Origin of the sequence: Arthrobacter sp. NA-172 (assembly GCF_043952055.1) — a bacterium.
Taxonomy (GTDB): domain Bacteria; phylum Actinomycetota; class Actinomycetes; order Actinomycetales; family Micrococcaceae; genus Arthrobacter.
In genome coordinates this window covers 653,713-665,260 of the sequence record NZ_JBINOT010000001.1, presented here as the reverse complement: position 1 = coordinate 665,260, position 11,548 = coordinate 653,713, and the positions used below count along the sequence as shown (strand labels likewise).

9 protein-coding genes, 1 tRNA gene and 2 pseudogenes are annotated in these 11,548 nt (G+C 62.9%); 9 read left to right on the top strand and 3 right to left on the bottom strand.

The annotated features are described in order from the left end of the window. Window positions 1-39 precede the first annotated feature (39 nt). The 9 genes and pseudogenes from ACF0H6_RS03355 (at window position 40) to ACF0H6_RS03315 (ending at window position 5,780) form a co-directional block, all read left to right on the top strand. Window positions 40-279, top strand: coding sequence for a hypothetical protein (locus ACF0H6_RS03355; protein ID WP_395248462.1), 240 nt, complete (start codon window positions 40-42; stop codon window positions 277-279). Continuing rightward, complete coding sequence (nadD, locus tag ACF0H6_RS03350; RefSeq protein ID WP_395248461.1) at window positions 221-958, top strand: nicotinate-nucleotide adenylyltransferase; 738 nt, start codon at window positions 221-223, stop codon at window positions 956-958. The genes ACF0H6_RS03355 and nadD overlap by 59 nt, the downstream gene beginning before the upstream one ends. 7 nt (window positions 959-965) lie before the next feature. Continuing rightward, complete coding sequence (locus tag ACF0H6_RS03345) at window positions 966-1,595, top strand: hypothetical protein (protein WP_395248460.1); 630 nt, start codon at window positions 966-968, stop codon at window positions 1,593-1,595. After that, window positions 1,549-2,247: a hypothetical protein gene (locus tag ACF0H6_RS03340; RefSeq protein WP_395248459.1), complete on the top strand. Its 699-nt coding sequence runs from the start codon at window positions 1,549-1,551 to the stop codon at window positions 2,245-2,247. The genes ACF0H6_RS03345 and ACF0H6_RS03340 overlap by 47 nt, the downstream gene beginning before the upstream one ends. 66 nt (window positions 2,248-2,313) lie before the next feature. Beyond that, window positions 2,314-2,712 (top strand): ribosome silencing factor, encoded by a 399-nt coding sequence (gene rsfS, locus ACF0H6_RS03335; RefSeq protein ID WP_395248458.1) that lies wholly within the window; start codon window positions 2,314-2,316, stop codon window positions 2,710-2,712. Between the two features lie 142 nt (window positions 2,713-2,854). Then, a tRNA-Ala gene (locus ACF0H6_RS03330) sits at window positions 2,855-2,930 on the top strand. A 623-nt stretch (window positions 2,931-3,553) separates the two neighbouring features. Continuing rightward, a pseudogene (locus ACF0H6_RS03325) lies at window positions 3,554-3,721 on the top strand (ATPase, T2SS/T4P/T4SS family); the annotation flags it as partial. A 215-nt stretch (window positions 3,722-3,936) separates the two neighbouring features. Then, window positions 3,937-5,043: a Gfo/Idh/MocA family protein gene (locus tag ACF0H6_RS03320; RefSeq protein WP_395248457.1), complete on the top strand. Its 1,107-nt coding sequence runs from the start codon at window positions 3,937-3,939 to the stop codon at window positions 5,041-5,043. Then, on the top strand, window positions 5,040-5,780 hold the full coding sequence (locus ACF0H6_RS03315; protein ID WP_395248456.1) for a ThuA domain-containing protein: 741 nt from the start codon (window positions 5,040-5,042) through the stop codon (window positions 5,778-5,780). Before ACF0H6_RS03320 ends, ACF0H6_RS03315 begins: the two co-directional genes overlap by 4 nt. Here the strand turns inward: ACF0H6_RS03315 and ACF0H6_RS03310 are convergent, their stop codons facing one another. The 3 genes and pseudogenes from ACF0H6_RS03310 to ACF0H6_RS03300 form a co-directional block, all read right to left on the bottom strand. Further along, a complete protein-coding gene (locus ACF0H6_RS03310) occupies window positions 5,781-9,212 on the bottom strand; it encodes an error-prone DNA polymerase (RefSeq protein WP_395249864.1) in 3,432 nt (1,143 codons plus the stop codon). Window positions 9,213-10,466: 1,254 nt separating this feature from the next. Then, a pseudogene (locus tag ACF0H6_RS03305) lies at window positions 10,467-10,868 on the bottom strand (DNA polymerase Y family protein); the annotation flags it as partial. Continuing rightward, complete coding sequence (locus ACF0H6_RS03300) at window positions 10,868-11,524, bottom strand: hypothetical protein (RefSeq protein WP_395248455.1); 657 nt, start codon at window positions 11,522-11,524, stop codon at window positions 10,868-10,870. The pseudogene ACF0H6_RS03305 and the gene ACF0H6_RS03300, both read right to left, overlap by 1 nt. Window positions 11,525-11,548: the final 24 nt, after the last annotated feature.

Genomic DNA, 11,548 nt, shown 5'->3' with positions numbered 1-11,548 from the left:
GATCCGCCGTCGATATCCTTTGAACCGCTAGGGGAGAAAATGCAGTTTCAGCAGATCGCCATTTCCGTTCTCACGCAAGGAGGCGGAAGCGCGGCCGAGGCGCCGGCACCATTGTGGGTTGAACCGTGGGTTTTCGGTCTCTCCATGTTCGGCATCTTGCTGGTTCTGATGTTTGTGGCAGTCTCCTACACGAACCTCGGCAACCGTCACGACGCCGTCGATGAGCACTCGGATCCGCACCGCCAGCACCCTGCCAAGCACCCAGGGCTGGGTCACTAACATTTCCGCCGCAAAACCCTTCGAGGACACGGGGCGTCGGCTTCGCTTGGGCGTGATGGGTGGGACATTCGATCCCATTCATCACGGCCACTTGGTTGCTGCCAGTGAGGTTGCTGCCAAGTTTCAGCTGGACGAGGTGGTCTTCGTACCCACCGGACAGCCCTGGCAGAAGTTGAACAGGCAGGTCAGCGAGCCTGAGCACCGGTACTTGATGACCGTCATTGCTACGGCTTCCAATCCCAGTTTCACGGTGAGCCGCGTGGATGTGGACCGGCCAGGTCCCACCTTCACCATTGATACCTTGCGTGACCTCAGGACGCAGCGGCCGGATGCCGATCTGTTCTTCATCACGGGTGCGGATGCCTTGGCCCAGATCCTGTCGTGGAAGGATGTCGACGAGCTTTGGTCCTTGGCCCACTTCGTGGGTGTTACCAGGCCCGGCCACGTCCTTGACGACATGGGTAGGGGAGAGGACGTCAGTCTCCTGGAAGTACCCGCCATGGCGATTTCCTCGACGGATTGCCGCGCGCGCGTGGGTGCAGGCAACCCCGTCTGGTACCTCGTTCCAGACGGCGTAGTGCAGTACATCGCCAAATACAAGCTGTACTCGGGCAAGGCTGGCATGGGGGAGCCCCTGCACGCTATGACCGGATCAGACCACCGAGCACGTACCGAGTGAGTTTTGAATGAGCCAGGACCAGCCCCCCATCCCTAGCCGGCGCGAGCTTCGACGAGCCCGGGACGCACGCTCGGAAGAAACCGGTGCGAGCCCGGTAGCAACCGAGACCGTTACCCCCGACGGCGTCAAAGCCGCGTCCGCGGGCGCTTCGGGTAACCGAGTGCGGCGGGTAGCCGATGCTCCGGTCGACGCACAGCCGGCTGCTGAACGTTCCTCGCAGGCGCGTGCGCGCGACCGCGCAGCCCTCCGCGCCATCAAGGAGCTGGCGGACAAGGAGCAGCAGCTCTCCCGCGGCGGTCCTCCCACGCGCCGTCAGTTGCGCCTTCAGGAATTGCAGGAGGAAGTTGCTCCGGGCACCTCGGCGATACCGGTTGTTCCCGTCCCCGGATCCGGGCCCAGGACGTCCTCCATCCCGGCCCAGAAGCCCAGCGGTCAGCTGCCCGGTGGCCAGCAGGCTAGTGGTCAGCAGCCCGGTAGCCAGCAGGCTAGTGGTGCTTCGATTGGCACCTCCCATGACGGCGGCGTCCGTGTTACAGCAGGCCCGCCTCCCGGTGGGCCGGAAATGACAGTGGAGCAGGCTTTGATGGCCCGTGAGCTTCCTGGCGGCCCAAGCGAACAATCAGTCCAACAAGCTTGAGCACATCGCGGCAATGGAATCAGCCGTGCAAAAGGTCCCGGTTCCGGAAACTGAAGGTGCTGGGGCAGACGCCGATCCTGGGGTTTTGGCGGAACAGATCGCCCAGGCCGAACGCGAGGCGGTCCTCAACAAGAGGGCCATCGCCAAGCAGAAGCTTGCGCAGCAGAACAACCTTCCCACCGCACCAGTCCGTGTCGAGCCTTCAGAGGCCAGCAACCTCGCCATGGTGACGCCTTTGGAATTCGTGAAGGTTCCGGGACTTGACCGTCCTGTCATGAAACCGCCAGGCACCAGCTTTGTTCCTCTAGTGACTTCGCCCGGGCAAAAGATGAAGCCGGCGCAGCCGGCGTCGGGCATTGCACGCACCTTGCGTGGCAGGGGAGGCGTGCTGGCCCGTGCGGAGGCGGCCGCGAAAGCGGCGGGGCGCCGTCCGGAGACGGAGTCCGTTCCGGACGCTCAGGCGATCGCCGAAGTGGCCGAACGTCCGCCCATTTCGGCAAGTTCGGCTTATGGGCTTGAACCGCTCGACGCCGCGACAGCCGGACTGGGACGCGCGCAGCGTGCCCGGCTTCTGGTCCTGGGGCTCGTCGGCATCGGAGCCATTGCCTTGATTGCAGGCATCATCATGATCACCAGCGGACTATCCCGCTGACAACAAAAGGCTTTTCGCCACAAATCAGGCTTCGATCTATTCTCGAAGCCGCATACAAGGAGTCCCGTGACTGCACATGAAACATCTATTCTCTTGGCCCGCCACGCCGCCCGCGCGGCAGCGGACAAGCTGGCTGAGGACATCGTCGCCTTGGACGTCAGCGAACGTCTAGCGCTGACCGACGTCTTCCTCATCGCGTCCGCGCCGACCGAGCGTCAGGTCAACGCCATTGTCGACGGTATTGAGGAAGAGCTGCTCAAGCAGGATCTGCGCCCGGTACGCCGCGAAGGGCGTTCCGAGGGCCGCTGGGTTCTGCTGGACTATGCAGACATCGTGGTGCACGTCCAGCACACCGAAGACAGGGTTTTCTACGCCCTCGAACGGCTGTGGAAGGACTGCCCCGTGGTGGAACTTGAGCTCGGAGACGACGCTTCGGCCAAGGCTCCCGCCGCCGAGGAATCCTAGGTATCACGCGGCAAATCCATTGAATATTCCCGATTTGGAATTTTCGGAAATGCTGTTCTAAGATATTTGAGTTGCTTCGGAGAAATCCGCAACTGAGCAAGGGTTTCTGGCCATTGCAAGGTCCATGAAGCGGCAAGAATATGGGGCTGTGGCGCAGCTGGTAGCGCACCTGCATGGCATGCAGGGGGTCAGGGGTTCGAGTCCCCTCAGCTCCACCATTGAGGCCTTACTCGAAATTCACGTTTTGAGTAGGGCCTCAACTATTTGAAAATTCGAAGAGCCACCCAGCCGAGTGGCTCTTTTGTTTTCTCCGGGTGCACCGCGTACATTCAACCGCGCCAGCTCATCGTGCGCTCGGCTCGGTTCCTCGGCAAGTGCGGTGAAGACGATCGTCAGGTGTGCCTCGATCGCGTCGCGGGTGCGGCGGAACATGGGCTTGGCCCCCGGCCGGGATTGAAGTCGTAGGCAAATCTTGTGACGTGGCGCGGATTCCCTTGGCGTGCTGAATACTATGGAGCTCATCAGGGCACATAGGGTGCTGTCCTGCACGGGTGGAGCTCGCGGAACGCGGTTTGATAAAGCTTATGGTCCCGGCCTTCCAGTCTGGCGGAACGTGCAGATCGTCACCCTTTTCCGTTATTCACACGTACTGGTTCGTCTTTGACGTATAGGCCTCGGCAGCCGCGGTGAATTTCTGGCAAGCCCCAGCAAGATCGGGATCGAAAAATTCTCGCGAGTCCCGGCGCGATTTGTCGAGGTGCTCTTGGAGTTCGGTGACAAACGAAAATCTGAGATTCTTGTAATCGACGCCCACCGCCAGGTAGAGGTGGAAATCGCTATTCTGCACATGAGACCATCCCAACTCGTGGTGGGGGAAGTCCGTGAAGTCGAAAGCCTAGGCATGCTCATTGCCTTGAATTCCGGCCTTCCCGGTATGTGTACCGTGCACGCAAACTCTGCCCAGAATGCCGTGACCGAGATTTGCACCTTGCCGCTGCTGGCCGGAGAAACTTTTCAAAAGCGTCAATGCGTGAAAAGCCATCAGTCAGAACACATCACCGCAGGTCACAGCGCCGGCCCATCCCGAAACCACGACGCGTGAGCCAAGGTAGGTCAGAGGGGGACTAGGCGCTGAAAGCCGAACTCCCTGGACGATTGACACGTTTTCGAGGCCCATGAAATCTTACTTATAGACCAGCCCGACACCAGTCAGACAGGAATTCCGTGAGCACTCAGCAGCAGGATCCGCCGGCGAGCCTCAAGGTGGGAGTGGTGGGCATCGGATGGGCCGGCCAGCAGCACCTCAAGGCATACAGCACCATCGAAGGCGTGGAGATCGTCGCCGTCGCCGGCATGGAGGAAGAACTCCTTGCCCAGATGAAGCTGGAATACGGCATCCCGCACGCTTTCGCGAGTTGGGAGGACATGATCGAGCTGGAGGGCTTGGACGCGATCAGTGTCGCCGTTCCTACTTTCCTTCACGCACCGCTATCCATCGCGGCCCTGGGGCGCGGGCTGCATGTGCTGAGCGAAAAGCCGCTCGCCCGCAACGGCGAGGAGGGGCGCGCCATGGTCGAAGCAGCCCGGAAGGCCGGCCGCGTCCTGGACGTAGCCTTCAACCACCGCCGCCGTGGCGACATCCAGAAACTGAAGAGCATCATCGACGACGGCGGCATCGGCCGGCCGTACTATGCCAAAGGATCCTGCCTGCGCCGGTCCGGAATCCCCACCCTGGGTAGCTGGTTCACGAATCCGGAGCTCTCCGGCGGCGGTCCGCTGGCGGACATCGGGGTCCATGTGTTGGACTACTCGCTCCATCTGTTGGGCGAACCCAAGGTCCTGTCCGTTTCCGCGCAGACCCACTCGGAGTTGGGCCCAATGGGCCGCGGTGGCAACGCCCGCTACACAGCAGGCCCCGCAAGCCACAAGTTTGATGTTGAGGATTTCGCTTCCGCTTTTATCCGGCTCGAAGGCGGCGGCACGCTGATCCTTGAGGCAGGCTGGGCGAGTTACCGCGAGGTGGACGATCTGCTCGATTTCACTGTTTACGGGACCGACGGCGGTGCGGAGCTCCGCGCCGTCGGTGCGCCCCTGCAGCCGGTGGGCAGCCTGCGGATCTTCACTGAGAAGGATGGCGTAAATGCCGACTACGAGCCTGAAGCGTTTCCCGGCCTCGCCCACCAAGCCGTCGTCGACGACTTCATTGCCGCAGTCCGCGGCGGTGAAACGGTCTGGGGACAGCACGACGGATCACTCGCCCTGAGCCGCGCCGTTATTCTGGATGCCTGCTACAAGTCCGCCCTCGAACAACGCGAAGTGGTGCTCTCATGACTGACAAGAAACTGAAGATCGTCGTCTGGAACGAGGCCGTCCACGAGTCCCGCAACCATCCGGAGACGATGGCGGAAATGTACCCGGAGGGAATCCACGGGGCCATTGCCGCAGGTCTGAAGGGCTTCTACCCCGATGCGGACATCACGACGGCGACACTCGCCGATCCCGAACACGGCCTGGACGAGTACACCCTTGCGTCTACCGACGTCCTGCTCTGGTGGGGGCACATCGCGCACCATGAAGTGGGCGAAGAAGTAGTGGAACGCGTCCAGCGGCACGTCTTGGGCGGAATGGGTCTTGTGGTGCTGCATTCGGGCCACTTCGCTAAGGTCTTCACGCGGTTGCTGGGGACTACATGTTCGCTCAAGTGGCGCAACGATGGAGAACGCGAGCTCGTGTGGACGGTCAAGCCGTCGCATCCGATCGCGGCCGGCGTCGAAAGCCCCATCCTGATCCCCCAACAGGAGATGTACGGCGAACTCTTCGACATCCCGGAGCCGGACGACCTGATTTTCATCAGCTCCTTCGAAGGTGGCGAGGTATTCCGCTCCGGTGTGACGTTCTCCCGGGGCAAGGGCCGGATTTTCTATTTCAGCCCCGGTGACCAGGAGTACCCCGTCTACCACCAGCCGCAGATCCAGAGGGTCATCGCCAACGGAGTGGGCTGGGTTGCGCAGCCTGATCAATTCCGGGATGCCCCGGCAGTGACCAACCCGGTCCGGTCCTGGTTCTGACTACCTGAAGTCGCGGGAGTTCGACTTCACCGTCAGCACCAAGGGCTCCAGCTTGTCTGCCACGAGGTTGGTGACTCCTTCCGGTGATCGTTCAAGGAAGCCCCGGATGATCAGTGCGGATGATTCCCGGGCTACTCGGCGATGCCTTTTCCAGAGGCCAACGCTGCAGATGACGTTGAGGATGCCGCTCTCGTCCTCCAGATTGACGAAGGTGATCCCTTGCGCGGTCTGGGGTCGTTGGCGGTGGGTCACGACGCCGGCCACTTCAACACGCGTGCCGGACTCGACCTGGGAGAGCCGGTCCACCCGCAGCACCCCTCTGGAATCCAAGGCTCCGCGGGCATGGCGCATCGGGTGGTCATCAGTGCTGATGCCCGTCGCCCACATATCGTAGGCAACATTCTCCTGGGGGGAGAGCTCGGGCAGCAGTGGTGGCTGGACAGCGACGTGGGTCCTGGGCAGCTGGCCTTCGCGCTCCAGCGCAGCATCGCCGGCCTGCCACAGCGCTTCGCGGCGGTTCATTCCCAGCGAATCGAGTGCGCCGGCCGACGCGAGTGCCTCCAGCTGGTCCGCGCTGAGGTTCGCGCGGCGGGACAGATCCGCCATGTCCCGATAGGCGCCATGCTCCTCACGCTCGGTGACGATCCGCTTCGCCACCTCGGTCCCGATGGACGTGACGCCGTCGAGCCCCAACCGCACTGCGTGTGAGCCATCGCGCCGGTGCAGATGGTCCTCGCGTGGTTGATCCTGCTGGAAGAGGCCGGGCTTCGGCTGATGGAAGTCCAGGCAGGAATCCATGCCGCCCACCTGGCCCGCTTCGGCCATCGTAGTCTCGTCGAGCACTTCGAGGGTTGCCTCGGCCAGTGATTGGAGAACATCCGGGCGCAACACCTGGACCCCGTGCCTGCGGGCATCCGCCACGAGGGTTTGCGGGGAGTAGAAGCCCATGGGTTGCGCCCGAAGCAGGGACGCGAGGAAGGCGCCAGGGTAGTGCAGCTTCAGCCACGAGCTTGCATAGACCAACACCGCGAAGCTCAAGGAGTGGGATTCCGCGAAGCCGAAGTTCGCAAAGGCCTGGATCTTGCCGTAGATGGCGTCGGCGTCGTCCTTGCTGATCCCGTTGGCCGCCATCCCCGCATAGAGCTTGGCCTCCAGCGACTCGATCTTCTCCCGGCCCCGTTTCGAGCCCATCGCGCGGCGGAGCAGGTCCGCGTCCTCGGCAGTGCAGCCGCCCACGGCAACCGCCATCTGCATCAGCTGCTCCTGGAACAAGGGCACACCCAAGGTCCGCTTGAGCACGGGCTCCAGCAATGGATGGAGATACGTGATTTTTTCCGTGCCTGCGCGGCGTCGGATGTACGGGTGGACGGCACCGCCTTGGACAGGACCTGGGCGGATCAGCGCGATTTCGACCACCAGATCGTAGAATTCCCTCGGTTTGAGCCGCGGCAGCGTGCTGATCTGGGCACGTGATTCCACTTGGAAAACCCCGATCGAGTCGGCCCGGCAGAGCATGTCGTAGACGGCCGGTTCTTCCCGTGGGATCGTCTCGATTGTCCAACGCTCCCCGAAATGCTTGTCGATCAAATCAAAGGAGTACTGCAGGGCGGCGAGCATCCCCAGGCCGAGAAGGTCGAACTTGACCAGGCCCATCCACTCGCAATCGTCCTTGTCCCATTGCAGGACCGTGCGGTTTTCCATCCGGGCCCGCTCGATGGGTACCACCTCGCCAACAGGCCTCTCGGTGAGGACCATGCCGCCGGAGTGGATGCCCAGGTGCCTGGGGAAGCCCAATATTTGATCAGCAAGGTCCAGGACCGGGGCCGGGATGTTATTGGTCTTGCCATCGCTGAGATCGCCCCAGTGATCGAGCCGCTTGGACCAAGCGTCCTGCTGGCCCTGGCTGTAGCCGAGTGCCTTGGCTATGTCCCTGACGGCGTTCTTCGGCCTGTAACTGATGACATTCGCTACCTGGGCCGCGTTGAACCGTCCGTACTTGCGATAGACGTATTGGATGACTTCTTCCCGCCGGTCCGAGTCGAAATCGACGTCGATGTCCGGTTCTTCCTCGCGGAGGCTGGAGAGGAAGCGCTCGAACGGAAGGTTGTAGAAGATGCTGTCGACGGCGGTGATCCCCAACGCATAACAGACGGCAGAGTTCGCCGCGGAACCCCGGCCTTGGCAGAGGATGCCGCGGGAACGGGCAAACTGCACAATGTCGTGCACAATCAGGAAATAGCCGGGGAAGTTCTTCGCCTCGATCACTGCGAGTTCCTGTTCGATCCGGCGATGGACCCGCTCGTCGGCGTTCGGGTATTTGTCCCTCACGCCTTCTTCAACAAGTTGCCGGAGCCAGGTGATAAGGCTGTGCCCTGCCGGAACATCAAGCTTGGGGAGCTTCGGGCGGGCGGCCCGTAACTGGAACGCAAGCTCGTCAGCGATCTGGACAGTCCGTTCGACCGCGCCGGGGTAGCGGGCGAACCGCGCTGCCATCTCGGAACCGCTCCGCAGGTGGGCGCCGCTGCTCGCGGGCAGCCACCCGTCCAGTTCTTCCAGGCTGCGGCGTGCCCGGACAGCCGCCATGGCCGTTGCCAGTGGGTATCCCTCCGGGGAGGCATAGTGGACGGCGTTGCTGGCGATGAAAGGTATGCCCGCCCGGTCGGCAATACGGACGAGGGCGTCATTGTGGCTGCTGTCGAGGGGATTCCCGTGATCGAAGAGCTCCACCACCACATTTTCCCGTCCGAACCTCTCGATCAACGCCTCCACCTCAAAGGCAGCGGCTTGCTCGCCGTCGCTTAGAAGGGCCCTCCGGACTGAGCCTTTGCGGCATCCGGTCAGCACCAGGCAGTGGTCCCTCAGGGAATGCGCCAACGCATCGAGGTCGTAGATGGGGTGGCCCTTCTCGGCATCGGCAGCCAGATGGGCGGAAGTCATCGCCCCGGCCAAGCGGTGGTAGCCCTCTTCTTTGCGGGCGAGGACGAGCAAATGGTCACCTTCGGGGTCGGCTTCCCCTTGCTGGGGTTTGCTGAGTCCGAGTGACAGCTCAGCGCCGAACACTGTCTTCAGCTCGTAGGCTTCGGCGGCCTCCGCCATGCGCACGATCCCGTAGAAGCCGTCATGATCGGTCAGTGCGAGGGCATGGATGCCCAGCCGGACCGCCTCCTCAACCAGTTTCTCGGGTGAGGAGGCACCGTCCAGGAAGCTGTAGTGCGAATGCGCGTGCAGTTCGGCATAAGGCACGACGCCGGCGCCCGACTTGGACACGACCCTTGCGGGATCGAGGGGGACCGGACGGTAAGGCCCGCGTTTTCTTGACCAAGCGGGGCTGTCACCGCCGTCTCCTTTGGCCTTGCCGATCTCCGGCACCCGCCGGTCTGAGAGCGTACGTTCGAACTCCGACCATGGGATTGACGGGTTGTTCCAAGCCATCTTTGTCTTCCTAAAAGTTCGTTTTCGACCCGGGTGTTCAGTCGTACCGGGCCTCTGCCCACCAGTTCCCCTCGTCCAGGAGAAGGAGCCAGGCCTCTCCGTTTCCGTCCACAAGCTGGAACCGGTCCGCTTCAAGGCGGTGATCGGCGTCCCACCACCGCTGCCGCAGCGGCCAGGGCCGGCCCACTGAGCTACCAGCCGCCGTCGTGCAGGGTCTCCGCCGGGACAGAACCACATTGGCGGGGCAATCAACCCGCCTCGATGGTCTGTGCGGACCTTTTCCTTATTGGCATCAAGAAGCAGGACAGGGATGAGGGAAGCGAACACCGTGGCGGGCTGCGGGTCTGGAATCCTGCCGGGCCACGGCCTGGAGGCCAGGGCGGCCGTTCCCGCGGGCAAGGCATCTCCCCATGGAACCAGTCGGCGCCGCTCGGCCAGCAACCGTCCTCCGGAGACCGCAGGTACTACAACGGCTTCATGTCCAAGCATGCTTTGGATCCGGCTGAGTCCATGATGAATCTGTTCCTCTGCTCCGTCTCCAAAGAGCGCCCGCCCATGATGGGCGATGGAGTCCACCCGGAGGGGGACGAACTCGACCCGCGTGACCGGTGACGACAGCCCGCCGCGAGCCATGCCGCCGTCGTCCATTCCACCGTTGAGCGTTTTATCGTTGGCTTGGGCAACGGGCTGTGACTGAAGCTGCCAGCGCACCCTGTCCACGACGTCGCTGGCCGTGAAGTGGCGGGGGTGGCCCCATGTCCGCTCGGAGCGGCTCCCTGCTTCGTCCGTGATCAGAACCCTCAGCTCCGTGCAGACCAAGCCTTCCATCTGCACCCCGGCCACGAGGGCGTCTGCCTTGGCCCGGAGCTGGAAGGCGAGTTGGTCAACCCGGTCCAGGCCGGGTTCGAATTCCGCCCGTTGATCCAGTTTCCGCGGGGGAGTCCGGGGGATCACCTTGCGCGGATCCTGTCCGCTTGCCAGTGCGTGCGCAGTGATTCCGGCAGCCCCGAAACGTGCCCTGACATCTGCAGCGGGAAGATTGGCGAAATTCCCCAAAGTGAGGACGCCAAGGCGTTTGAGCAAGGAAGCCAGCTTCGGTTGGCCTAGTACTTCCACCGGAAATGGAGCCAGGAAATCCCGGGAAGAACCCGGCGGGAGCACAAGAACGGCGGAGAGTTCGCTGGTGCTCCGGGCTGCTTGCTCGGCGGCAAACACTGAATCAGCGATCCCCACCCGGGCTTCCACGCCGAGGCTGTCCGCCGATTCAAGCACGGCACCGGCAGCCGCTTCCTCTCCGCCGTAATATCGGGCGGCACCCTTGGCCCGGATAGCGCACAGGCCGGGGCGCAGCACTTCTACGCCGGGAGTTCGTTCCTCGAGCGAGGAGATCATGGGTTCGAATTCCCTCGCATCCCGCACAGGGTCAACGGCACATACCACCAGCTCAGGACAACGGGTCTGCGCTTCTCTCAGCCGCAAGCCCCGGACCACTCCCTCTGCCCGGGCTTCCGAGGAGCAAGCAGCAATGACACCTTGGCCTATGACTGCCGCAGGTACATCAGGCGGCAGGGCATCTGCCAAGCGGGCGGCGACAAGGGGCCAATCCGGGAACCAGGTCACCAACGCGCGCACAGGGGTTTCAAGCTGAAACAGCATCATGCTCCCATCCGATGGCGGGACAGATTTACCGGGCCGCTGTCCGCAAGATCCACGGAGGCCCTGCGGGAACTGCCCCGCAGTGCGACTTCGAGCTCGAGCTCCTGCTTGGAGAGATGTCCATGGCCCTGTCCGAGCCCCGACCACTCATATCCATTCACTTGCAAGACGGCTTCACTCTGCGGCCATGGTCCCAGGACAAGAAGGACAGCACTCCGCTCCCGGAGCCTGGCACCCAAGCGGGCAGCCTCGGCGGGTGCGACTCTTTCCGGAGCACGCGCCAGTACCACCGAGAGCACGTCCGCCATGGCAGCAATGACCGGTGACCAGCTGGCCCCAGGGTCAGGCACCAGCACCAGCCGATCAAGCGCGATGCCGAAACCCACGGCCGCCTCCACCCCGAAATCGGGAAGGCCGGCTACTCCGCACCAAGAGCCATTGAGGGAAGGGCCGGCAAGCAAAGCCATGGCCAGCGACATGGACCCCTGGATGGAATACGCCGCACCCGGGCGCAATCCGCCCGGCAAAAGCCTGCTGAGTGAGGGGAGCACGGGCAGCGGGCGTTCGCTGCCGCGCTTGCCCTGCATCAGGTGGATTTTCGCCTGCAAGTCATCGCGCAGCAACGCTGGCGAAGCGGGAGACAGGCGGGAAGACATACTTCAATTTTCGAACATATATTC